A 22,602-nucleotide genomic window follows, 5' to 3' on the forward strand; every position below is an offset into this window, starting at 1 on the left:
CCGCCCGCGTCCCTCCCCCGCCCCTCAGGCCGCGAGCCAGCCGCGCTGCGCGGCCAGCGCGCCCAGCTGGAACCGGCTGCGGGCCCCGAGCCGCCCCATCAGCTCGGCGGTGATCCGACGGCTGGTGCGTACGGACACACCGAGCTTGCGGGCGATGACCTCGTCGGTGAGCCCACTGGCGAGCAGCCCCAGTACGGCACTCTCCTGGTCCGCCAGGGCGCCGTCGCTGTTCCGGCAGCGGTCCTCGCCGAACCGGGCCGCCAGCTGCCAGACGTGTTCGAACAGCGCCTGCAGCGCGGCGACCGGCCCCGGTCCGGACAGCAGGAAGGCACCCCGGTCCGGATCGTTGGGATCGACCGGGACGAGCGCCACCCGCCGGTCCCAGATGATCATGCGCAGCGGCAGGTGGGCGACGGTCCTGACCTGGCCCCCCTGCTCACCGAGCCACTGGGCGTACTCGCTGGTCGGCCGGTCGTTGCGGATGCTGTCCAGGTAGACGGACCTGACCCGTACGGACCGCTCCAGCAGCATGAGGTCCAGCGCCCTGGCCTCCCGCAGGCTCTCCGCCGGCTGCGCGCCCCCCGGCAGGAAGACCTCCACCTCTTCGCGGCACTCGTGGGCGGCCTTCTCGATCCAGGCATGGACCGCGTCCGCGCCACTGGCCAGTTTCACCGTGCCGGGGGCGAGCCTGCCCTCCTCCTCCCGGTAATCGGCGATCAGCCGGGCGGCCGCGAGCTTGCTCGCCGAAAGGGACTGCTGGAGTTTCAGCAGTTCCGTCTCCTGGGACTGAATGAGCATCTTGAGCCCCAGTTCCGGATCCACCAGACGGGTGGATCCGTGGTTCTCCCAGGACGGACGTACCAGCGAAAGTTCGGAAAGCTCCTCAAGTGCGGTGGAAACCCGGTCGACGGACCAGCCGAACTGTTCCGCCATCACCTGTATTTCTGTCTTCGGCTCTTTGAGCAGGGTGCGGTAGGCGTATTCCGCATCCTGGCCGAGGCCGATCTCCTTGAGCATGCCATTCCCCCTCCGCCACGGCGCCCACCGCGCATGGGCCGGTCCGTTCCCTTGATTCGCACTGCATCACTCCGCCGGCCGAGCCGGTGTCCCCCGGGGTTCAACCCCGTCCTGCCGTCTTCATGGCGGGAGCCTAGCCGCAGGTTTTTTCGGCTCATTTTTATGCGGCTTCCACTGCGGAAAATCGGGGAAAAATTAAGCCAAAAATTGAGTGGGGTACGGTTTGACCAGAACGAACGAAGCAGCTTCCGAGGGGGATCTCAAGAATGCGTAACAACAGAAAGTTCTTCGCGGCGGTCATCGGTGCGGCCTGCTTGAACGTCCTGCTGTTCACCGGCACGGCGAATGCGGAGGACGACCTGCCCTGGACCCTCTCGGTCCCCACGGCGGTCGCGGCGATCACCGTGACGGTCGGCGCGGAGGACGACCTGCCCTGGACCGGGCCCACCCCGGCGCCGGCTCCGGCTCCGGCCGGCAGGGCAGGAGCGCTGGACAGCGACCTGCCCTGGACGAAGTAACACACCACACCTACAAGGCGTCGACCGAGGTGGTCCCGGGGGAACGGGAACCATCGGCCGACGCCTTGCGCGTTCGGGCGCGTGGAGGGGGCGGTGCGCGTACCGGCCCCGGCCCGCCGCTTCGGCCGTCAGGAGCGGATGCGCAGCCCCGTGCCCCTCAGGCAGAGGGCGACATTGCGCACGGCGGCGGTGAGTTCCTCGATCACCTTGGCGGCCTGGTCCGCGTCGTGAAGGGCCGACCGGTCGACCTGGGTGAGGCCGAGTTCCTCCGTGAGCCGGCGTACCGCCTCGATGTTCTGGAGGGAGATCATGGGCGCCGGGGCGTCGGCGGAGGGCGCCGGGCGCGGAGGCGACTCCGGGTCCGGGTGGCCGATGGGGGACGAGTGGTGCATGCGGGTGACCGGCCGGACCGCGGATTCCTCGTATCCCGCGCGTTCCTGACCGCCCAGGGGGCCCTGGTGCGCCGGAGGGGCGAAGGGGGCGCCGGGCGCGGGATTCGCATGATTCGCGTGGTTCATGTGGGACGTCTCGGACGCGAGGCGCGGCACCGGGCCGCGGAGGGGCGCCGCCTGCTCGAAGAGCGCCGTGCCACTGGCCTGCGGTTCGTGCCGTGCGTCCGGGAGTCCGGAGCGGTGGACCTCCGTGCCGTCCGTCGCCAGGTGGTTCCAGTCCGGCTGCTGTGCGGAGTTCGCGGGCCTCGCCCGCGGCAGCATGAAACCTTCGCTGTCCGAGAGCCCGAGGGCGAAGACCGGCTGGGACATGGCGGGCGGGTACTCGGCCATCCACTGCGCGCGGTAGCAGTCGACCTGGTCCGCGCAGGCGGTCCGGGCGTGGAAGACCGCGCTCCCGTCCTCCCGGTCGGGGTACCAGAGGTTGGGGCCGGGGAAGCGCACCGTCCGCATCCGGGGCTTGATGTGCTCCGCGCATCCGATGCAGCAGTCGGGCGGGACGATGAGGGTGACGCCTCCGTTGTGTTCGGGCCGCCGGGGGCCGCCCTCCCACCGGTACTCCCCGTTGTGGCAGGGAGGCAGTTCACCGCAGGCCCGGCAGACGGAGTAGTGCTCCGGCAGGACCTGCCAGTCGTGGGACGCCGGTGCGCACCAGTGCTTCGGAGCGGACCGGGGGAGGTTCTCGTTGCGCAGCACCAGGACGATGGGGCGCTTGTAGAAGTCCGCCCGCGCGGGGGCCTCCGTGGCAGGCTGCCCGTTGGCCCGGTGCAGGCTTTCGGAGTGCTTCCACAGCTCGACGTGATCACGCCAGGCTTTCTCGTACGACTTGGGCCACGGGTCGCGGTACCCGTGGATTTCGAGGATCCGCCAGGGCTGCCGGTCGACGACGACGATGTGGCCCGCTCGCAGGCGAAGGTGCGTACCGTCGTCGGCCTCTTCGGGCCAGTCGATCCGACCGATGCGAATGGGCTGATCGGGGAGCCATTCGCTGACGTGCATCACATGCTCCTCAACAACCAAGTTCTATCGACTGAATAGTTACTGGTAGTCTTGAGGACTTTGCACACAAAGCGGACCAGCCACGCATGTACCGCCCGATTAATACCCGTACAGACCAATACCCCCAGTATCTCCCCCCTGAGAGCAGTCCTTAAGCAAGCCGAACGTGTGACGCGGGGTCACTCTCGTGAGGGAAGCCCTCAGAACTCCTGTGACGCCGTTCCCCGGCGCGGTCCGCCCCGTGACCCATGAGCACTTCCCCCCCCCGCCAGTGAGGGCGACACGGTCTGAAGTCCCCTTCGCGGACAAGGGCGAAGATGACCATCTCCTTGTCCCCACGGGGCCGCGGAAGGAGCGCAGCAGAGTGCGCCGCATCTCGGCCGACGTCCTGATAGCCGCCGAGCCGGAGGAAGTGTGGTCCGTCCTCACGGACTTCGGCCGGTTCCCCGAATGGAACCCGTTCATCGTCGCGGCGGACGGCGGACACGCCTGGCGCCCGCCCCAGCAGCCCGGCCGCCTCCTCGGCCCCGTCCCTCTCCAGCGCCCCCGGTCCGCGCGCGGCGAGCCGCTGGAAGGCGTCGGCCTCCACAAAGGCGCCGGACATGTTCAGGGCGTAACCGGCGTAGCCGCGGCCCAGCAGGCGGGCCGGCGTCCGCGGGTCCGCGCCCCTCAGGCCCCCAGCTCCCGGTACGCCGCCCCTATGGCCATCAGGCTCCGGGTCACCCCGGCGCTGTTCACCGCCGCGTAACTGATCACCAGCGCAGGGGGCCTCGACGTGTCCGTGAGGGTGTAGAAGTGGCCGCCCCTGACCAGTACGGAACGGTGGCGGGCGGCCCGGACCAGGGCTTGCTCGTCGACGTGGGCGGGGAGTTCGAGGTACGCCTGCAAGCCGCTGTCGCGGCCGATGAGGCGGCTGCCGGGAAGGCTCGCCCCGGCCTGGCGGCGCACGGCCTGGCGGCGGCGGTGGAACTCCGAGCGGAGCTTGCGCTGGTGCCGGTCGAAGGCGCCGGTGTCCATGAAGCGGGTGAAGACCAGCTGCTCCAGCCCGGAGCAGCCGATGTCCCATCCCGCGCGGACGTGCTCGATCGAGGCCATCAGTTCCGAGGGGGCCGCGAGCCAGCCCAGGCGCAGGGCGGGGGCCAGGGCCTTGCTCGCGCTTCCGGCGTAGACCACCCGGTCCGGGGCGAGGCTCTGGAGGGCCGGGAGCCGGTCGTTGCGGTGCAGGAACGGGCTGTCGAAGTCGTCCTCGATGACATAGCCGTCGACCTCACGCGCCCAGGCCGTGAGGCGTTCGCGGCGGTCCCGGCTGAGCCGGGCGCCCGTGGGGAACTGGTTGCCGGGCGTGGCCAGGACGGCCCGTACGCCGCTCTGCTCCAGGAGGTCCACCCGCAGCCCGTCCTCGTCCACCGGGATGCCGACCGGACACAGGCCCGAGCTGGTGATGAACTCCCGCTCGCCCGGGTGGCCGGGGTCCTCCACGCCGAGCGTGGTGTGACCGCGGTCGAGCAGGACCTTGCAGACCAGGGCGAGGCCCTGGGCGAACCCGGCCGTCACCATCAGGTCCTCGGGGCGGCTCCGCACACCGCGTACCCGGCCCAGATAGCCGGCCAGTACGCGCCGGGTCAGCGGGACACCGGCCGGCTGGGAGTAACCGAGCTCCCGGCGACCGGAGTTGTTGACCACGTGGGTGACGCAGCGGATCCACTCCTGGCGGGGGAAGTCCACGATGTTCGACGTCCCGGTGCGCAGGTCCCACGTGGCTCCGGGGGCGGGCTCCGGGTCGGCCTGCACGAGGGCGGAGCCGACGGCGTCGGACTGGGCGCGGCGCGAGATCGTGGTGCCCGAACCGCGCCTGGTCTCCAGGTATCCCTCGGCCGACAGCTGCTCGTAGGCCTCCACCACGACGCTGCGGGACACGCCGATGTCCAGGGCCAGTTGGCGGCTGGAGGGGATCCGTGTGCCCGGCCACAGGGTCCCGTCGTCGACTAACCCGCGCAGCGAGTTACGCACCTGGACAGCCAGCGGAAGGCGCGAATCCCGGTCCACGGTGAGCCCCAGTTGCCACGACAAGTGGTCTCCTCCCGGACGGTCGAAGTGGTATGGCCCGGGCATTCTCACATTTGATGAAGTCGTCTCGCACACACATTCGCCGCCGGGCAGGCTGCCGGCGGCACGGGGGGTGGTGCGGGGGAGCCGGGACGGTGCGGTCCTGGCATGCGTGACGTGCGGTGCCGCATGACCGGAGTGCGCCGCGGACGTGATGGTTGATTCCTCGAAGCCCCTACGGTCCGTTCGGATCAGAAAGGTTTCGTCATGTCGTTGTTGTCAGAGCTGGACCCGCCCGGAACCGGGGCGGCGGGGCCGGCGCAGGGGGCCGCCGGGCGCCCAGCGCGGCCCGGGGCCGTGCGGGTGCGCGTGGTCTCCGAAGGACTTCCGCCCGTCGACGCGCTGAGTCTGTACGAAGCCCTCGCCGCCACGCGGGAACAGGGCGACGTCTACCTCTTCGAGAGCCTGGACGGGCCGGACCAGGACCGGCACTTCGCCGCCGTCGGCTGCGGACGCCTCGCGGAGCTGCGCGTCTTCGCCGACCGGGTGGAGCTCGTCGCCCCCGGCGATCTCGGCGACGCGCTCGCCGCGGCCCTGACGGCGGCCGTCGGGGCGCCGTACGGCGCGGAGGGCGGCACACGGCGGTGGGGCGTGGGCGATTCCGGCACCGTGTGGCGGATCCTGCGCGCGGTGCAGGGCGCTTTCGACGTCGACACCGAGGTGCCCACGGGGACCTTCGCCTTCGGTTTCCTCACCACGCTGTCGTACGAGGCGGCCTGGGCCATGGAGGACCTCCCGGCCCAGCCGGCCGGGGCGGACATGCCGCGCTGCACCCTCACCCTCTTCAGGGACACGGTCTGGTACGACCTGCGGGACGGCGGGGTGCGTCATCTCGTGGCCGAGGGGCCGCGGTTGCCGGCGGACGGGGGCCAGGAGCCGCTGCGGGCGGTCGTGGCCAGGGTGAACGCCCAGGACGCGGCGAGCGGTGCCGCCGCCGTGCCGGACGCTCCGGCGCCCCGGTCCGTGCGGGACACCGTGGACGAGGAGACGTTCGTCGTGCGCGCCAAGCGGTGCCTCGGCCACATCGAGATCGGTGACGCCTACCAGATCCAGATCGGCCACCGCATCGACGTCGAGAGCGCGTTGACGCCGCTCGAGGTGTACCGGCGCCTGCGCCACCGCAACCCCTCCCCCTACATGTACCTCGTCCCCTGGACGGGACGGACGGTGATCGGGGCGAGCCCCGAGCTGTTCGTGCGTATCCAGAACGACACCATCTCCATGCGCCCCATCGCGGGCACCGCGCCCCGCGCCGCCGACCCGGACGAGGACGGCCGCCGGGTGGCGGAGCTGCGGGCCAGCGCCAAGGAACAGGCCGAGCACGTCATGCTGGTCGACCTGTGCCGCAACGACATCGGGCGGGTCAGCGTGCCCGGGACGCTCTCCGTCGACACGATGATGGAGGTCGAACCCTTCGCCTACGTCCACCACCTGGTCTCCACCGTGTCCGGCCGGGTCAGGGAGGGCACCGACGTCTGGACGGCGATCTGCGCGACCTTCCCCGCGGGCACCATGACCGGTGCGCCGAAGCTGCGCGCCATGGAGATCATCGACGACATCGAGGACCATCCGCGCGGCATCTACGCCGGGGCGCTCGGCCTGATCGACGTGCGCGGGTTCGCGGTGCTCGCCCTGTGCATCCGGACCGCCGTCCACGACGGGGACCGCTACAGCACCCAGGCGTCGGCGGGCATGGTCGCCGACTCCGATCCCCGCGCCGAATGGCGCGAGACGCTGGCGAAGATGAGCGCCACCTACTGGGCGCTGACGGGCGAGGAGCTGTTGAAGTGAAGGTTCTGCTCGTCGACGCGTACGACAGTTTCAGCCACATCATCGACCAGTACCTGCTCACGCTCGGCGCCGAGACCGAGGTGGTCCGCTCGCGCACTCGCACGGTGGAGCAGCTGGTGGACTCGGCACCCGACGCGGTGGTCCTCGGCCCGGGACCCGGGCACCCGGCGGACTCCGGGCACGTCGAGCTGGTGCACGCCTTCGCCGGTCGGGTGCCGCTGCTCGGTGTCTGCCTGGGGCACCAGGCGATCGGCCTCGCGTACGGGGCGCGGATCGCCGTCGCCAAGCACCTGATGCACGGCAAGACCAGCCCCGTCGAGCACGACGGGCAGGGGGTGTTCACGGGCGCCGCGCGGCCGCTGACCGTCACCCGCTACCACTCGCTGATCGTCACCGGTCCGCCCGCGGAACTGGCGGTGACGGCGACGTCCCTGGACGACGGTTACGTGATGGGCGTCCGGCACCGGACGCTCGCCGTCGAAGGGGTGCAGTTCCATCCGGAGAGCATCATGACGGAGGACGGGATGCGGCTCTTCGGGAACTTCCTGGAGGGAGCGGGTGCGGTGAGCGCGCTGGGGAGCGCCGCCCGCTGAAGGGGGAACCGAGGGAACAACGGGGACACGGGGAACACGGGAAATGATCCGGGGGGATCACATGAACGGCCGAGCAGACGCTGAGGCGGTGTCGCCGACCACGACGACCGCCTGCGCCAAGAAGACCGGGAACGCCGGGAAGACCGGGAAGACCAGAGAGGCCGGGGAAGCCGGGCGGGCCACGACGGCGCCCGCGGGGCCAGGGGCCTCCGGCCCCGCGGCGCGAAGAGCCACCGCCGGCTGACCGCCGCGCGGCGGCCGGCCGGGCCGTCACTGCCGCCCCGGCCGGCGACCGGAGCGGCAGTCCGTGCCCGGCGTACCAAGCCTCCGAAGGCGCCGTACGCCCCGCCCCTGCCACCGGGGCCGGCACGCGCGCCACGCCGCACCGCATCCGCATCCGCATCCGCATCGCCGTACCGGGGCCGACCGCCGCCCCGCCGTGGGCGGCCCGGACCCCCGCGACCGCGCGACCGGTCGCGGGCCGTGCCGCCGCGAACGCCCCGGGCACCGGCGGAAACCGAACGCCTCCGTACCGCCGCGCACGGCGGCCGTACGCCTCCACGACCGCGCACCCGCGTCACGAAGACACCTGCCTTCGCGCGCGGCGGCCCGCACGGCGCCGCCCCACGCGCGCTTCCACCACGAGAGGACCCCTCACCCATGTGGCTGCCCACTCAGGGCCCCGCGGCCGACTTCGCCGCCCGGTACCTCGAACTCCACCGGGCCTTCTACGGCCGGACGCTCACCGACACGGCCCTCGCGGACTGGCGCACCCGCCAGCTGCGTACCGTTCTCGACCAGGTCAGCACCGGATCGCCTTTCTACGCACGGCACTTGAAGGGCGTCGACCTCGCGTCGATCACGCCGGACGACCTCTCGGCGCTGCCCTACACCACCAAGGCCCATCTGCGGGAGGAGATGCTCGACGTCCTCAGCAGGCCGCTCGCCGACGCCCTCTTCTTCTACGAGACGACCGGCACCACCGGCCGGGCGACGCCCTGCCCGCGCGACGGCCGCGAGATCACCGCCAGCAACGCGCACATCACCGAGTCCTGGGCGTCGATCTTCCGCCACCACTTCGGCGGACACGCGCCGCGTATCGGCCTGATGGGCCCGACCGAGGTGCACTCCTTCGGCGACACCCTCGGGGACATCGCCCGCAACGTCGGCTCGCTCAACGCCAAGATCTGGCCGTACTCGCCCGTCATCGGCTTCGAGAAGGCCCTGCAGCTGATGAAGGACCTCGAACTCGAGGTGATCTGCTGCACGCCGGGGGTCGCCCTCACCCTGGCCAAGGCCGCCGAGCACTTCGGCTACGACCTGCGCCGGGACTTCTCCGTCAAGCTGCTGTTCGTCACGGGCGAGATGTGCACGCCGGCGCTCGCCCACAACCTGGAGACGGTCTGGGGCGCGGACGTCTACAACATCCTGTACGGGTCCCAGGAGGCCTTCGTCATCGCGACGGCCTGCCGCAACAAGCGCATGCACCTCTCCCAGACGAACTACCTCGTCGAGGTCGTGGACCCGGAGACCGGCGTCTCCCAGGGCCCCCGCGGCCAGGGCGAACTGACCGTGACGATGCTGGTGGACGGTGTGAAACCGCTCGTCCGGTACCGCACGGGCGACGCGGTGGCCGTCGAGGAGTCGGACTGCGGCTGCGAGATGCCGGGCGACCTCGTCCGGATCGTCGGGCGCACCCTGGACCGGCTGGAACTCGGCGGCCGGCGGTTCACCGCGGGGCAGATCGAGACGGCCGTCATGACGGGGGTCACGGGGTCCGCCGGATACCAGGTCGTGATCGAGCAAGACGCCTCGGGCCAGGACCGCCTGACCGTGCGTCTCGAACTGCTCAAGGACCTGGTGGAGACCCCGGGAAGCCTCGCCGACACGGTGCGGACACGCGCCGCCGAGGCCCTCGGGGTGCCCGTCGCCGTCGAACTCAGCGAAGGCCTCGACCCGATCGTGAGCACGGGCGCCTTCGTCAGCTGGAAGGCCGCACGCATCGTGGACCGGCGCAGCGCGCCCGACCACGAGACCCGGGTGGCCCGGAAGATGGCGGCGAACCGTGGCTATGAGAGCTGACGCGGTGGCGCCGCCGCTGCCCGGCGCGCTCGCCGAGGAGTACGCCGCGCGATGGAGCGAGCTGGCCCGCCGGTGGGCGGCCCGGCCCGGGACCACGCTGGGCACGCTCGGCCCGGCCGGGACCTCCAGTGAGCTGGCGGCCCGCTTCCTCGCGGCGGAGCACGGCCTCTCGGTCGAGCTGTTCGCCACCTTCGACGACGTTTTCGACCACCTCGTCGGGCGGAAGGTCGAGTTCGCCCTCGTCCCCAGCGCGTACGGGGGGCTCACCCGCTTCCACTGGCACCGGGACCTGCGGTTGCAGGCGTTCTTCCCGCAGGCCACACCGGAGTACGGGATCGCGGCGGGGGCCGCCGGCTCCCCCGCGCCGGGCGACGGTCCGCTCGTGGTCGCCGCCATGTGGGAGGTCCGCCGGATCTACGCCGAGGTGGTGCCCCCGGAGCTCCGCGACCGCGAGGTCGCGTGGGTGGACGTCTCCTCGACCCAGCAGGCCGCGGAGGTCGTCGCCGGGGGCGGCGCGCAGCTCGCGGTCACCAACGCGCCCGGAGTACGGGCGCAGGGGCTGAGCTGGGTGGCCCGGCGTCCCGGCGCGGAGATCATCTGGACCCTCTTCGGCCGCGCGGAGGACGCGGAGGACGGGGAGGGCCCCGAAAGCACCGGCGCCGCCGGCTAGCCGGCCCACCACGCGCGACAACCACCAGACGCAGCCGACACGGGAGATGTCCGACGTGCCACGCAAAACCCTGCTCCACCGCGCCACGGTCCAGGAGGGCCTGGGCCGGGCCTCGCTGCCCCGCCGCAGTGTGCTGCTCGACGGCGACCGCATCGAGGCGGTCCTGCCGGAGGGCCTCGCCCCGTTGCACTCGCCCGAGGTCGACGTACTCGACCTCGACGGGCGCACCGTGATGCCCGGCATGACCCTCGGGCACACCCACATCGCGTACCTGAACATCCTCGACGGGCGGGAGATGCTCTTCAAGTACTCCGTCCCCGAGGTCACCCTGGCCGCCGCCGAGAACACCACCGCCCTTCTCGGCCTGGGCTACACGGCCTTCGTCGGCGCGGGTTCGGTCGCCGGGATCGACATGGCGCTGCGCAGGGCCGTCGACTCCGGGCGCCTCCTGGGCCCCAGGATCACCCCGTGCAGCCGCGACCTGATGGTGTCAGGGCCCCCCGAGCGCCGCAATCCCGAGGTCAGGAAGCGCATCCCGTCGGACCTGATGCGCCTCGCGGACACGCCGGAGGAGATGGCGGAGTACGTCGCCGGGGAGATCGCGCAGGGCGCGGAGATCGTCAAGGTCTTCTCGTCGGGCGACGACACCTTCCCCAACGGCCGCTCCCACGAGCTGCTCTTCACCGCCGAGGAGCTGGTGGTCGCCGCGCGCACGGCCCACGAGCACGGGGCCAGGGTACGGGCCCACTCGCGCGGCCTGGAGGGCATCCGCAACGCGATCGCCGCCGGGGTCGACGTCATCGACCACGCGACGTACGCCGACGACGCGGCGCTCGACGCGATCGCCGAGCGGGGCATCTTCGTGGTGCCGAGCCTGTACCAGCCGCACATGCTGCTGACGACCGGGACCGAGCACGGCAAGACCCCGGAGTACCTGGAGACGCTGGAGTTCGAGGCCGAGGTGGCCAACACGCTGCGCATCCTGCCGCTCATGGTAAAGCGCGGCATCCCGGTCGTGGCCGGGGACGACTTCGGCTTTGCCTGGACCCCGCACGGCACGTACGCCAAGGAGCTGGAGCTGTACGTGACCATGGCGGGCATCCCCGCCCCCACCGTGCTGACCTGGGCCACCGCCAACGGCGCCCGGCTCGCGGGACGCGGCGACGACGCGGGGACGGTCCAGGCGGGCCGGCTCGCCGACCTGGTCGTCACGGACGGCGACCCGGCGCAGGACATCACCGTGCTCAGCCGCCCGGGAGCGATCGAGCTGGTGCTCCTCGGCGGCGCCGCCGTCGCGGGCGACGCCGGCGCCTTCCGGACCCGGGTCCCGGCAGGGGCCGCGTGATGGCCCGCACCCGGCCCGTACTGCCCGTGCTTCCGGTGCTCGCCGTCGGCGCCTTCGCCATCGGCACCGACACCTTCGTGGTGGCCGGGGTGCTGCCGGAGGTGGCCCGGGGCCTGGGGTCCGGCCTCGCCGACGTGGGGTGGGTGAGCACGGTCTTCGCGCTCACCTACGCCGTCCTCGCGCCCGTGCTCGGCGCGCTCACCGGCCGGGTCGAGCGGCGCACCGTACTGGTGGTCTCCCTCGTGGTCTTCACGCTCGGCAACGCGGCGTCCGCCCTCGCGCCGAGCCTCGGGACGCTGCTCGCCGCCCGGGTCGCGACCGCCGCGGGCGCCGCCCTCTACATCCCCGCCGCCTCCGCGTCGGCCGCCGCGCTGTCCCCGCCGGAGAGGCGCGGGCGCGCCATGGCCGTCGTGCTCGGCGGACTGTCCGCGGCGACCGTCGCGGGGGTGCCGTTCGGGACCTGGCTGGCCGCCGACCTGGGCTGGCGCTCGACGTTCTGGCTGCTCGCCGGGGTCGGCGCGCTGTGCGCCGCGGCGGTCGCCGGCGGACTGCCCGAGGTGCGGCTGCCCGCCGCGCCGGGGCTCGCGGCGCGGCTGGCCCCGGTACGCGACCCGCGCGTGCTGTTCACCGTGCTCACCACGCTGCTGTTCATGACCGGCGGCTACCTCGCGCTGACCTACATCGGTGCGGTGCTCGCCCCGGCGACCGACGGCTCCGGTACGACGCTCGCGTTGCTGCTCCTCGTCTTCGGGGTGCTCGCGGTGGCCGGCACGGTGCTGGGCGGGCGCGCCACCGACCGGTGGGGGTCCACCCCCGTCCTGCTCGGCTCCGTCGCGGGGCTGGGCGTCGTCCTGGCGGCGCTGCCGCCGGCCCGGGACGGGCTGTTCACCGCGGCCGTCGCCATGGCGGCCTGGGGGGTCACCGCGATGGCCACCCAGCCGCCGCAGCAGCACCGGCTGTTCGCGATCGCACCGGCCTCGGGCCCGCTGCTCCTCTCCCTGAACTCGTCGGCCACCTTCGCGGGGATCTCCCTGGGCGGGTTCGCCGGCGGCCTGGTCATCGAGCACGGCGGCGCGGACGGCCTGGACCTGCTGGGTCCGTACGGGGCCGGTCTCACGGTGCTCGCGCTGGTGACGGCCCTGATCGGCGTACGGGTGAAGGCGCCGGCCCCGCCGGCCGGGCCGGCCCGCGGGGCGCCCGAACCGGCGGGGAAGACCGGCTGACCGGAGCGGTCCCCCGGAAGCGGCCTCTCGTAATTCCCCGGAATTGGCCACACCCGGGGGACCACCCGCTCCTTACCGTCAGTCGCGTCATCAGCGGACCACCGCACCGGACACGACCACCGGCACCGGCACCGACACCGACACCGACACCGACACGCCAACGAAGGATCACAGCCCATGGACAGCACCGCCGCCGGCATCCGCACCCTGACCGTCACCATCGACGCCCGGCTGTCGGCGCACGTTCCCGGCTATGTGCTCGGTCTGATCGCCGTGCCGGACATCGACGTCGTCGAGGACGCCCCGGCGGTGGCCGCGCAGCTCACCGCCGCCGAGGACAGCCTGCACGCCGAGCGGCTCACCAAGGCGGACGTCTCCGCGTTGCCGGCGATCGCCGCCTGGCGGGACGCCTACCGCGCCGTCGGCGTGAACCCCAACCGCTTCCCCTGCGCCGCCGAGTCGGTCCTGCGCAGGGTGGCCAAGGGGGACCGCCTCCCGCGGATCAACTCCCTCGTGGACCTGTGCAACGCCGTCTCCCTGGACAGCCGCCTCCCGGTGGCCTCGTGCGACGTGGGCGGCATCGAGGACGAGCTGCACGTCCGCCTCGCCCACGGCACCGAGACCTACCTCCCGCTCGGGGCGCCCGACGCTCCCGAGCAGCCCGAGCCGGGCGAGGTCGTCTATGCCGACGGCCGGGGGCGCGCGCACTCGCGGCGCTGGAACTGGCGGCAGGGAGACGTGGTCAAGACCGGCACCGGGCGGCGCCGGATCCTGCTCACCGTGGAGTCGGCGCACGAGGGCGGCCGTGACGACGTCGAGCGGGCGCTCGGCCGGCTCACGGACACGCTCGCCGGGCTCGGTGCCGAAGCGGGGCGCCCTCTGGTGCTCGACCGGTCCACGCCGTCGGGAGAGGTGTTCGCAGCCCCGTCGGCCGCGACGGTCCGCTGACCCCGCACGCGTCGAGGCGCGTGACTCGTACGACTCGCATGAGGAGCACCGCATGAACCGTTCCATCCTGGTGGTCTACCGGCCCGCCGCAGGCCGCTACGCCGCCCAGTTCCGCAGCGTCGTCGCGGCCGCCACCGATCTCGGCGTCCGGACGGTGGTGCTGCTGCCCGCCGGTGAACAGGCTCCCGAGGCCGACGGCCTGCCCCAGTACCACGCGGATCTGGAGGACACCGCCTCCGTGCGCGCCGCGGTGGACCGGATCGTCGCCGAGCACCGCATCGAGCGGATCTTCCCGCTCTTCGAGGGCGACGTGCTGCCGGCCAGCCGCTGCCGCAGGGACCACGGCATCCCCGGTCTCACCCCGGACCAGGCGCTCAACTTCCGCGACAAGAACGTCATGCACCGCAGGGCCGAGGAGCTCGGGGTGCGGGTCGCCCGCTCCTGCCGCCCCGACACCGTGACCACGGTCGCCCGGTTCGCCGACGAGGTGGGGTACCCGGTCGTCGTCAAGCCGTACGCCGGCTGGGCCTGCGGCAACACCTACCGGGTCGACAGCCGCGAGGAACTGGACCGCGTCTGGGAGGAGATGGGCGACGACCGGCACGAGTACCGGGTCGAGGAGTTCGTCCGCGGCACCGAGTTCCACGTCGACTCGCTGTTCCAGGGCGGCGAGGTCGTCTTCGAGCAGCTCTCCCAGTACACGTACTCCGTCCTGGAGTACCGCGACGAGCCGGGCGGCACCATCTCGCGCAAGTACGGCCTGTCCCCGCGCGAGCAGCGCATCCTGGAGCTGAACACGGTGGTGCTCCGCGGCTTCGGGCTGAGCACCGGTGTCGTGCACGCCGAGTTCTTCCTGCTCGACGACGGCGAGGTCGTCTTCGGCGAGGCGGGCGCCCGGGCGGGCGGCGGCTCGATCGTGCCGGCCATCGAGGCGGGGCGCGGCATCAACCTCGCGGGCGAGTGGTGCAGGCTCGAACTCGACCCGGACCACCGGCCCGCGGCACGCCTGGGCCCGGAGGTCGGCACCGAGTACCTGGCCTCCGGCGCGTACGGCCGGATCACCGCCATCACCACCCCCGCCGAACTGATGGCGCTCGACGCGGTGCTCGACGCCGACGTGTGGAAGAGCGTCGGTGACGTCCTCGCCCCGCCGACCCGCTCCAACGACGTGCTCGGCTGGTACGTGTGCGAGGGCACCGACTTCGAGGACGTACGGGCCCGCTTCAAGACCGTGCGGGACGCCTTCCGCGTCGAGACCGAGCAGGCGTAGCCATGTGGTGGACGCGGTTCAAGGAACTGCCGCTCCCGCTGCGGGTGCTCTTCCTCGCCTCCTTCGTCAACCGCGCGGGCATGTTCGTCTTCCCCCTGCTCGCCGTCTACCTGGTGCGCGGCGAGGGCCTCACCCCCGGCGAGGCGGGGCTGCTGATCTCCGTCGGCTCCACCGGGCTGCTCGTCGGCAGTCTGCTCAGCGGGCCGTTGTGCGACCGGCGCGGCCGCCGTGCGGCGCTGCTCACCGCGCTGCTGCTGAACGCGGCGGGCTATCTCGGCCTCGCCGTGCTCGACGGACCGCCGTGGACGTACGCGGGCCTGCTCTTCGTCGCCCTGGTGGGAATGGGCATGTTCAGCCCGGCGTCCAACACTCTCGTCGCCGACCTCACCACACCCGAACAGCGCCCTTTCGCCTACACGATCAGCTATGTCGGCAACAACCTGGGGATGGGCGTCGGCCCGCTGCTCGGCGGTGTCGCGGCGGCCTACTCGTACCACGTCATGTTCGCGGGGAACATCCTCGCGGGCCTGGTGTGCGCGGTGATGATCGCGGTCTGGGTGCCGAAGGACCGCGTGCGCGGCACCGGGGAACGCAGGGAGAAGAAGCGTTCCGGGCCGCTCGGGCACGGCCACGTGCTGCTGATCGTCCTGGTCTCCTTCTTCTACGTCGTGCCGCTGATCGGCCTCGAATACGCGCTGCCGCTCGCCGTCACCACGGTGCTGCACGACTCGGCGAGCCTGGTCGGCGCCGTCTACACGATCAACAGCGTCGTCGTGGTGAGCCTCGGCCTGGTCCTGGAGAAGCACATCCGGGGGCACGGTACGAAGGTGCTGCTGCTGGTCGCGGGAGCGCTGTGGGCGCTGGGCCTCGCCATGATCGTCGTCGGGTTCTCGCTGGCGGCCATCCTGCTGTCCACGGTGGTCTGGACGCTCGGCGAGATCATCGTGTCCGTCGTCGTGCCCACGTACATCGCCGACCACGTCGACAAGCGCCGGGTCGGCAGCTTCATGGCGCTGAACGGCTTCGTGCTCGGCCTCGCCCGGCTCGTCGTACCGGTCGGTCTCGGCGTGATCTGGACGGCCCACGGCCACCAGCCCGTCTTCCTCGTCCTCCTCGCGGCGCCGCTGGTGGGCATGGCGGCGTTCGCGCTGCTGCGGATCAGGCCCCCGGTCACCGCGAAGGACCCCGAATCCACTCCGGTTCACCCGGCCGCCCCTGCCCAGGCGGCGGATGCGCCGGTCCCCGGCACCTAGGGGGCCCGGGACGGTATCCGCCGTCCCGGCCTCCGCACCGGTCCCACTCCACTCAAGGAAAGTGTTCATGTCTCAGACGAAGTTCCTGCTGTCCGAAGACCGCACCCCCACCACCTGGTACAACGTGGTCGCGGACCTGCCCAAGCCGCTGGACCCGATGCTGCACCCCGGCACCCGGGAGCCGCTCACCGCGGCCGACCTGGAACCCCTGTTCCCGGCCTCGCTGATAGCCCAGGAGTTCTCCACCGACCGCGAGGTGGACATCCCCGGCGCCGTCCTCGACGTGTACAAGCAGTGGCGGCCCAGCCCGCTGGTGCGGGCCCGCCGCCTGGAGAAGGCGCTGGACACCCCGGCCCGTATCTACTTCAAGAACGAGGGCGTCAGCCCGGCCGGCAGCCACAAGCCCAACACCGCCGTGCCGCAGGCGTACTACAACAAGCAGGCGGGCGTGGAGCGGCTCACCACCGAGACCGGCGCCGGTCAGTGGGGCAGCTCCCTCGCCCTCGCCTGCCAGTACTTCGGCCTCGTCTGCGAGGTCTACATGGTCAAGGTGAGCTACCAGCAGAAGCCCTACCGCCGCGGCCTGATGGAGACCTTCGGCGCCAGCGTCACCGCCAGCCCCAGCGAGCTCACCGAGGCGGGCCGGGCCGCGCTCGCCGCCGACCCGGACTCCCCCGGAAGCCTGGGCCTGGCCATCTCCGAGGCGGTGGAGGCGGCCCTCGGCAGCGGCGGCACCGCCAAGTACGCGCTCGGCTCGGTGCTCAACCACGTACTGCTGCACCAGACGATCATCGGGCAGGAGGCCCAGCTCCAGATGGAGCTGGCCGAGGACTACCCGGACATCGTGATCGGCGCGGCCGGCGGCGGCTCCAACTTCGGCGGCCTCGCGCTGCCCTTCCTCGGCGAGCAGCTGCGGGGCGGACGCTCCGTGCGGGCCATCGCCGTCGAGCCGGCGTCCTGCCCGACCCTGACCGAGGGCAAGTACGACTACGACTTCGGTGACACCGCGGGCATGACGCCCCTCACGAAGATGCACACCCTCGGCCACGACTTCGTGCCGCCGAGCATCCACGCGGGCGGTCTGCGCTACCACGGCATGTCGCCGATCATCAGCGCGCTCAAGGAACTCGACTTCCTGGAGGCCCGCGCCGTCCCGCAGACCGCCTGCTTCGAGGCCGGGGTGACCTTCGCCCGGAGCGAGGGCATCGTGCCGGCGCCGGAGTCCACGCACGCCGTGCGCGCGGCCATCGACGAGGCGCTCGCCTGCAAGGAGTCCGGCGAGGAGAAGAGCATCCTGTTCTCCCTCTCCGGACACGGCCACTTCGACATGCAGGCCTACATCGACTACTTCGCCGGGAAGCTCAAGGACTGACCGGTACGAGGAGGGGCGGGCCCGACCGGCCCGCCCCCGCACCGCTAGCCAGTGACTCATGGGGGAGTTTCATGCAAGGCGTACACGGAGCAAAGCCTGTCATCCTCGGTATATCGGGGTCCGAACGTGCCGGGGGGAACACGGATCTGGCACTCGACTACGCGGGTGAACTGGTGCGGGAGCGGGGCGCCGTCTTCCGCCAGGTGCACCTGCGCGACCACCGCATCTCACCGTGCAGCCCGTGCGGTGACTGCAACAACCGGACCGACCCGTGCGCCCTCCAGGACGACATGCCCGCCGTCGTCGAGCAGATGAAGCAGGCCGACGGGATCATCTACGCCGTGCCCGTGCACGGCTTCGGTCTCGCCCATCTCATGCAGATCTTCATCGAACGGGCGGGCGTCGGCTATCTGCGGTTCGACCGGCCGCTGGCCAACAAGGTCGGCGGGATCATCGTCACCGGCCGCCGCTACAGCGACGCCTCCGTGCACAACCAGCTCGTGGACAACCTGCTGCTCAACCGGATGATCATGGTGGGCAGCGGCTTCCCCGCGCTGTTGCGCAACACCTCGCGGGAGCCGGGCCTGAACGACGCCGAGGGCCTGGACGCGCTGGAGCGCATGGTCCACCGGATGATCGACATGACCCTGCTGCTGCGCAGGGTCCGGGCGGCCACCGGGGAACCGCTGCTGCCCCTCGACGACCGCAACGAGCGGGTCGTACGCGAGCGTTCGGCGTCCTGAGACACACCACCCGCCCGCCCGCCCGCACCGCCCACCCGCACCACCTACCCGCACCACCTACCGAGGAGAGCTCTCCCCATGACCACCACCACTCCCGCCCTCGTCGGCATCGACTTCGACGCCATCCCCTGGGAGAAGTGGCACAAACCCGGCGCCGACGGCCGGGTGAAGATCGCGTACACCGGAGGTCTGCGGGTGCGCCTGATGGAGCTGCCCGCGGGCTTCAACGAGGAGGAGTGGTGCGAGCGCGGCCACCAGGGCTACGTGCTCCAGGGCGAGTTCACCATCCACTTCGACGACCGTTCGGTGCCGTGCCGCCCCGGCATGGGCTTCGTCATCCCCGGCGACGAGCGGCACCGCTCCCAGGGCTCCGACGGCGAGCCCACCGTCGTGTACGTGATCGACGAGGTGCCCGCGCCATGACGGGCACGGCACGGATCGAGGAGCTGCGCGGTTCCATCGACGGCCTGGACCGCCAGATCGTCGCCCTGCTCGCCGCCCGCACCCGGGTGGTGCGGGAGCTGACCGAGTACAAGCGCGACGAGGAGACGGTGCGCTCGCCCGGCCGCGTCGACCAGGTGATCGCCAAGGTGCGCCGGCTCGCGGAGGAGCAGGGCATGCCGCCCGGCATCGCGGAGGCCACCTACCGCACGCTCATCGCCGAACTGACCGAGCTCCAGCTCGACCGGCTCGCCGAGCGGCGGGCGGCGGCCCGGGAGGGCGTGACGTGACGCGCCGCCGCCTCGCGGACCTGCGCACCGCGCTCGCCGGACTCGATCCGATGCCCGGGGAACTGGTGCGGGAACGGGAGGAGGTCCCGGCCAGGTTCGGGGTCTCCTCCCGGTACGCGGCGTGGGCCGGGACACCGGCCCCGCCGCCGACGGGGCCGGGGCCCGCGGTCCTCTTCGAGCGGGTCACGCCCAGTGCCGCGGGCGCCGAGGCACGGGCCGTACTCATCGGCCTGTACGGCACCCGCCGCCGGGCGGCCGCGCTGCTCGGAACCACCCCGGCGCAGCTCCCGCACCGGCTGCTCGACGCGGTGGCGTCACCCGTGCCGCCGGTGAGGATCCGGGGCGAACGCGCCCCTGGCCGGACAGAGCTCGCGCCGGACCTCACGGCGCTGCCGGTGCCGGTCCTCACCGACGCGGACGCGGGCCCCTACCTGACGCTCGGCGCGGTCCTCGCGACCCATCCGGAGACCGGGGTGCGCAACCTGTCGATCCACCGGATGTGCGTACAGGGCCCCGACCTCCTGTCGATCTGGATGGTGCCGGGACGGGACCTGGAGGCCGCCCACCTGGCGGCCCGGCGCCAGGGCCGGCCGCTGCCGGTCGCGATCCACCTGGGGCTCGGACCGGCCGTTCTGCTCTCCTCGTGCTGCCCGGCCTCCCTGGTCCCCGGGGGAGTCGACGAACTCGCCGTGGCGGGCGCGCTGGGCGGCGCTCCGGTGGAGCTGACGTCCTGCCGGACGGTGGACGCGGAGTGCATCGCGCACGCCGAGTACGTCCTGGAGGGCGAGCTGCTGCCCGGTCCGGTGCCGGAGAACCCCCGGGGGCCGTACGCCACACCGGAGTTCCTCGGTTACCAGGGCCGGGCGCACCCCGGGCTGCCAACCGTCCGGATCTCCGGGATCACGGCGCGCGAGGGAGCGATCCTGCAGACCGTCTCGGGCCCGGGGCACGAGCAGTCGGTGCTGCTCGGCTTCGGAATGGAGGCGGCGGTCCTCGGACGGCTGCGGCAACTGGGCACACCGGCAAAGGCGGTGCACTGCCACACGGCGGGCGGCGGCCAGCTCATGGTGGTGATCCAGTGGCCGGCCAAGCGGTCGGCCGCCGACGACGAGGCGGTGCGCAAGGCCGCGGAGTCGGTCCTGGAGGAGTTCCGGATGGCCAAGCTCGTCGTCTCCGTGGACGAGGACGTCGACCTGGAGTCGGACGCGGACCTGTGGTGGGCGATGAGCACACGGCTGCAGGCCGACCGGGACATCTCGGTCCTGCCGGACCGGGAGGGCTTCCCCCTGGACCCGACGCAGTCCCCCGCGTACTCGGACACCCTGTCCGCCGAAGGCCGCACGGCGAAGGCCCACTTCGACTGCACCGTGCCGCACGCGCACCTCGCCCGCTTCCACCGCCCGCGCTTCACGGAGCCGGAGGGGCCGGAGGAGCCGGAGGCAGGTCCCGCCGGCGGCCCGTCGCCTCGCGCACCGCGGCGGCCAGCAGGGCGACGCCCTCGGTGATGCGGGGGGCGGGCAGGGCGGCGTACCCCATCAGGAACGTCGGTTCGGCCGGCGGGTCCTGGACGAAGTAGCCGGACGCGGGGTAGATCCGGACCCCGCGCCCGGCCGCCAGGCGGACGATCGTGTCCTCCGGAACGCCCCGCGCCCCGATGAAGGTGACCAGGACGTGCAGGCCGGCCGCCTCGCCGGAGATGCGGACCTCGGCGCCGAAGTGCTCGTACAACGCCCCCAGGAGGCGGCTTCTGCGCTGCCGGTACAGGCGCGTCATGCGGCTGATGTGGCGGGCGTACGCACCGGTGGAGATGAAGTCGGCGAGCGCCTCCTGGGCCACCGTGGGCGTCAGCCGGTCGGTGATCCACTTGATGCCGAGGAAGGGCTGCACGAGGTGCGGCGGCAGTACCGCGTAGCCGATCCGCAGCGCGGGGAAGAGCGTCTTGCTGAAGCTGCCCACGTAGACGACGGTGTCCCGGTGGCGCTCGGCCGCGAGCGCGGGCAGCCGCTCGGCGGTGAACGTGAACTCGTTGTGGTAGTCGTCCTCGAGGACCGTCGCACCGTGCTCGTGTGCCCACTTCAGGAGCCCGCGCCGCCGCCCCTCAGACATGATGAACCCGGTCGGGAACTGGTGCGACGGCGTGACGTACACCAGCTTCACCCGCCCGGGATCGTGCCCCTGGGCCCGCACACAGGCGTCGATGTCGGCCACCCGCAGCCCCTCCTCGTCCACGGGGACCGGCACCACGGCCGCCTCGGAGCAGCCGAACACCTGGCGCAGCACGGTGTGGCTGGGGTCCTCGATCACCACCACGTCACCCGGCCTGACCAGCATCCGGACGAGGATGTCCAGGGCCTGGGTGGCGCCGCCGGTGACCATGATCCGGTCGGGGTGCGCGTCGAGGGCCCGGCTCTGCCGGACGAGGGCAGCAATCTCCGTACGCAGCGTCGGGGAGCCCTCGGCCGGGCCGTAGCCGAGCGCGGCGACGTCGGCACGGCCGTACGCGTCGTGCAGGGACTGCCGCCAGCGGGCGACGGGGAAGTCCGCGAGCGCCGGAGTGCCGTGCCGGAAGTCGAGTGCGACGCCCGGGTGGCGGGTGGGCGGCGGCTCCCAGGGCTGCCACAGCGCGTTGCCGCCGTCGGTGGCCCGAGGCGGCTGCGGGGCGAGCACCGTGGGTGCCTTCCGGGGCGGAGGGGGCGAGCCCGCGCCGCTCGCGAGACCGGCGACCCTGGTGCCGGAGCCGCGCCGGGCCGTGAGGATGCCCTGGGCGCGCAGGAGTTCGTACGCGCGAGTGATGACGGTCCTCGACACGTCGAGCTGCCGGGCGAGCTCGCGGGACGCGGGCACGGCCTCGCCCGGCCGCAGCCGGCCCGACCGCACCAGGGCGGTGACCTGGTCGCACACCTGCTGTTGCAGTGGTGTGCCGCCGTCCCGGTCCAAGGTGATGAGCAACTCCGATGCCCCCACGTCCCCCTCCGTTTCCCCCGCCTGCGCCTGCGCCTCCGCCGAGTCTGCCACGGGGGTGCGGCTCCGTTCCTCGGCTCCGTCCGGCCGGCCGGGCGAGGCCGTGCCCGGCTTGTCCGACGGTTCGGGGCCGTACGTCAGGCGGGTCCGGGTCCGGGTCCGGGTACGCGTCGGCGGCCGGCGACGACCACGAGCCCTCCGAGGACCGCGACGAAGACGGTGACACCACCCGTCAGCCCCACCACGTCGCTGAGACCCCCCGCCACCGGCGTCCGGAGTCGCGTCGGCCTCGACCGGATCCCACGGCGGAACGGCGGAGTCGAGCGGGGAGGGGCCACCGGGCCGGCCCGTGCCCCGGCCTGCGCGAGCGGTCACTCCCCGGGGTGCGAAAAAGCAAAAGCCCCAGGTCACGGCGAGTGAGTCCTGGGGCTTCCACAGAGCCGCCTTCGGGATTCGAACCCGAGACCTACGCATTACGAGTGCGTTGCTCTGGCCAACTGAGCTAAGGCGGCGCCGCTGCCGACACGATGG

20 protein-coding genes and 1 tRNA gene are annotated in these 22,602 nt (G+C 72.4%); 16 read left to right on the forward strand and 5 right to left on the reverse strand.

Annotated features, from left to right (window positions below; genetic code table 11):
* Window positions 1-24: 24 nt before the first annotated feature.
* On the reverse strand, window positions 25-1,017 hold the full coding sequence (locus tag ACWD0Y_RS08455; RefSeq protein ID WP_450259617.1) for a LuxR C-terminal-related transcriptional regulator: 993 nt from the start codon (window positions 1,015-1,017) through the stop codon (window positions 25-27).
* 266 nt (window positions 1,018-1,283) lie between these two features.
* Between ACWD0Y_RS08455 and ACWD0Y_RS08460 the strand changes: the two genes are divergently transcribed.
* Entirely contained in the window at window positions 1,284-1,535 is a 252-nt protein-coding gene (locus tag ACWD0Y_RS08460) for a hypothetical protein (protein WP_450259618.1), read from the forward strand.
* Between the two features lie 128 nt (window positions 1,536-1,663).
* Here the strand turns inward: ACWD0Y_RS08460 and ACWD0Y_RS08465 are convergent, their stop codons facing one another.
* Complete coding sequence (locus ACWD0Y_RS08465) at window positions 1,664-2,983, reverse strand: hypothetical protein (protein ID WP_450259619.1); 1,320 nt, start codon at window positions 2,981-2,983, stop codon at window positions 1,664-1,666.
* Between the two features lie 364 nt (window positions 2,984-3,347).
* Here ACWD0Y_RS08465 and ACWD0Y_RS08470 point away from each other — a divergent pair, with 364 nt between their 5' ends.
* On the forward strand, window positions 3,348-3,731 hold the full coding sequence (locus ACWD0Y_RS08470; RefSeq protein ID WP_450259620.1) for an SRPBCC family protein: 384 nt from the start codon (window positions 3,348-3,350) through the stop codon (window positions 3,729-3,731).
* On the opposite strand, the gene pdxR (ACWD0Y_RS08475) is transcribed toward ACWD0Y_RS08470, so the two are convergent.
* Window positions 3,653-5,053: a MocR-like pyridoxine biosynthesis transcription factor PdxR gene (gene pdxR / locus ACWD0Y_RS08475; RefSeq protein WP_450259621.1), complete on the reverse strand. Its 1,401-nt coding sequence runs from the start codon at window positions 5,051-5,053 to the stop codon at window positions 3,653-3,655. The genes ACWD0Y_RS08470 and pdxR (ACWD0Y_RS08475) overlap by 79 nt on opposite strands.
* Window positions 5,054-5,296: 243 nt before the next feature.
* Here pdxR (ACWD0Y_RS08475) and ACWD0Y_RS08480 point away from each other — a divergent pair, with 243 nt between their 5' ends.
* The 14 genes from ACWD0Y_RS08480 (at window position 5,297) to ACWD0Y_RS08545 (ending at window position 20,615) form a co-directional block, all read left to right on the forward strand.
* Entirely contained in the window at window positions 5,297-6,880 is a 1,584-nt protein-coding gene (locus ACWD0Y_RS08480; RefSeq protein WP_450259622.1) for an anthranilate synthase component I family protein, read from the forward strand.
* Window positions 6,877-7,473 (forward strand): anthranilate synthase component II, encoded by a 597-nt coding sequence (locus tag ACWD0Y_RS08485; protein ID WP_450259623.1) that lies wholly within the window; start codon window positions 6,877-6,879, stop codon window positions 7,471-7,473. The genes ACWD0Y_RS08480 and ACWD0Y_RS08485 overlap by 4 nt, the downstream gene beginning before the upstream one ends.
* Before the next feature lie 660 nt (window positions 7,474-8,133).
* Window positions 8,134-9,555: a phenylacetate--CoA ligase family protein gene (locus ACWD0Y_RS08490; protein WP_450259624.1), complete on the forward strand. Its 1,422-nt coding sequence runs from the start codon at window positions 8,134-8,136 to the stop codon at window positions 9,553-9,555.
* A complete protein-coding gene (locus tag ACWD0Y_RS08495) occupies window positions 9,539-10,225 on the forward strand; it encodes a hypothetical protein (RefSeq protein WP_450259625.1) in 687 nt (228 codons plus the stop codon). Before ACWD0Y_RS08490 ends, ACWD0Y_RS08495 begins: the two co-directional genes overlap by 17 nt.
* Window positions 10,226-10,280: 55 nt before the next feature.
* Window positions 10,281-11,570, forward strand: coding sequence for an amidohydrolase family protein (locus tag ACWD0Y_RS08500; RefSeq protein ID WP_450259626.1), 1,290 nt, complete (start codon window positions 10,281-10,283; stop codon window positions 11,568-11,570).
* A complete protein-coding gene (locus ACWD0Y_RS08505) occupies window positions 11,570-12,793 on the forward strand; it encodes an MFS transporter (protein ID WP_450259627.1) in 1,224 nt (407 codons plus the stop codon). The genes ACWD0Y_RS08500 and ACWD0Y_RS08505 overlap by 1 nt, the downstream gene beginning before the upstream one ends.
* A gap of 177 nt (window positions 12,794-12,970) precedes the next feature.
* Window positions 12,971-13,741, forward strand: a complete 771-nt coding sequence (locus tag ACWD0Y_RS08510) for a B3/B4 domain-containing protein (RefSeq protein WP_450259628.1) — start codon at window positions 12,971-12,973, stop codon at window positions 13,739-13,741.
* Between the two features lie 52 nt (window positions 13,742-13,793).
* On the forward strand, window positions 13,794-15,011 hold the full coding sequence (locus tag ACWD0Y_RS08515) for an ATP-grasp domain-containing protein (RefSeq protein ID WP_450259629.1): 1,218 nt from the start codon (window positions 13,794-13,796) through the stop codon (window positions 15,009-15,011).
* Window positions 15,012-15,013: 2 nt separating this feature from the next.
* The gene (locus tag ACWD0Y_RS08520) at window positions 15,014-16,264 is read left to right on the forward strand and encodes an MFS transporter (RefSeq protein ID WP_450259630.1); all 1,251 of its coding nucleotides are present in this window, start codon (window positions 15,014-15,016) and stop codon (window positions 16,262-16,264) included.
* A 67-nt stretch (window positions 16,265-16,331) separates the two neighbouring features.
* Window positions 16,332-17,636 carry a TrpB-like pyridoxal phosphate-dependent enzyme gene (locus ACWD0Y_RS08525; protein WP_450259631.1) on the forward strand — a complete coding sequence of 435 codons (1,305 nt, stop codon included), beginning with the start codon at window positions 16,332-16,334 and terminating at the stop codon, window positions 17,634-17,636.
* Between the two features lie 71 nt (window positions 17,637-17,707).
* Window positions 17,708-18,379, forward strand: a complete 672-nt coding sequence (locus ACWD0Y_RS08530; protein ID WP_450259632.1) for a flavodoxin family protein — start codon at window positions 17,708-17,710, stop codon at window positions 18,377-18,379.
* Window positions 18,380-18,457: 78 nt separating this feature from the next.
* Window positions 18,458-18,802, forward strand: coding sequence for a cupin domain-containing protein (locus ACWD0Y_RS08535; protein WP_450259633.1), 345 nt, complete (start codon window positions 18,458-18,460; stop codon window positions 18,800-18,802).
* Complete coding sequence (locus ACWD0Y_RS08540; protein WP_093799801.1) at window positions 18,799-19,110, forward strand: chorismate mutase; 312 nt, start codon at window positions 18,799-18,801, stop codon at window positions 19,108-19,110. Before ACWD0Y_RS08535 ends, ACWD0Y_RS08540 begins: the two co-directional genes overlap by 4 nt.
* The gene (locus tag ACWD0Y_RS08545; RefSeq protein WP_450259634.1) at window positions 19,107-20,615 is read left to right on the forward strand and encodes a UbiD family decarboxylase; all 1,509 of its coding nucleotides are present in this window, start codon (window positions 19,107-19,109) and stop codon (window positions 20,613-20,615) included. The genes ACWD0Y_RS08540 and ACWD0Y_RS08545 overlap by 4 nt, the downstream gene beginning before the upstream one ends.
* Here the strand turns inward: ACWD0Y_RS08545 and pdxR (ACWD0Y_RS08550) are convergent.
* Both pdxR (ACWD0Y_RS08550) and ACWD0Y_RS08555 read right to left on the reverse strand, forming a co-directional pair.
* Window positions 20,518-22,125, reverse strand: coding sequence for a MocR-like pyridoxine biosynthesis transcription factor PdxR (gene pdxR, locus ACWD0Y_RS08550; protein WP_450259635.1), 1,608 nt, complete (start codon window positions 22,123-22,125; stop codon window positions 20,518-20,520). The genes ACWD0Y_RS08545 and pdxR (ACWD0Y_RS08550) overlap by 98 nt on opposite strands.
* Before the next feature lie 384 nt (window positions 22,126-22,509).
* Window positions 22,510-22,583 (reverse strand) — tRNA-Thr (locus tag ACWD0Y_RS08555).
* Window positions 22,584-22,602: the final 19 nt, after the last annotated feature.

This window comes from Streptomyces altiplanensis (genome assembly GCF_053591575.1).

Bases quoted from the DNA above. Each gene is read 5' to 3' on its own strand.
- ACWD0Y_RS08455 (WP_450259617.1), bottom strand. From the start codon at position 1,017: ATGCTCAAGGAGATCGGCCTCGGCCAGGATGCGGAATACGCCTACCGC.
- ACWD0Y_RS08460 (WP_450259618.1), top strand. From the start codon at position 1,284: ATGCGTAACAACAGAAAGTTCTTCGCGGCGGTCATCGGTGCGGCCTGC.
- ACWD0Y_RS08465 (WP_450259619.1), bottom strand. From the start codon at position 2,983: ATGCACGTCAGCGAATGGCTCCCCGATCAGCCCATTCGCATCGGTCGG.
- ACWD0Y_RS08480 (WP_450259622.1), top strand. From the start codon at position 5,297: ATGTCGTTGTTGTCAGAGCTGGACCCGCCCGGAACCGGGGCGGCGGGG.
- ACWD0Y_RS08490 (WP_450259624.1), top strand. From the start codon at position 8,134: ATGTGGCTGCCCACTCAGGGCCCCGCGGCCGACTTCGCCGCCCGGTAC.
- ACWD0Y_RS08505 (WP_450259627.1), top strand. From the start codon at position 11,570: ATGGCCCGCACCCGGCCCGTACTGCCCGTGCTTCCGGTGCTCGCCGTC.
- ACWD0Y_RS08510 (WP_450259628.1), top strand. From the start codon at position 12,971: ATGGACAGCACCGCCGCCGGCATCCGCACCCTGACCGTCACCATCGAC.
- ACWD0Y_RS08515 (WP_450259629.1), top strand. From the start codon at position 13,794: ATGAACCGTTCCATCCTGGTGGTCTACCGGCCCGCCGCAGGCCGCTAC.
- ACWD0Y_RS08520 (WP_450259630.1), top strand. From the start codon at position 15,014: ATGTGGTGGACGCGGTTCAAGGAACTGCCGCTCCCGCTGCGGGTGCTC.
- ACWD0Y_RS08525 (WP_450259631.1), top strand. From the start codon at position 16,332: ATGTCTCAGACGAAGTTCCTGCTGTCCGAAGACCGCACCCCCACCACC.
- ACWD0Y_RS08530 (WP_450259632.1), top strand. From the start codon at position 17,708: ATGCAAGGCGTACACGGAGCAAAGCCTGTCATCCTCGGTATATCGGGG.
- ACWD0Y_RS08535 (WP_450259633.1), top strand. From the start codon at position 18,458: ATGACCACCACCACTCCCGCCCTCGTCGGCATCGACTTCGACGCCATC.
- ACWD0Y_RS08540 (WP_093799801.1), top strand. From the start codon at position 18,799: ATGACGGGCACGGCACGGATCGAGGAGCTGCGCGGTTCCATCGACGGC.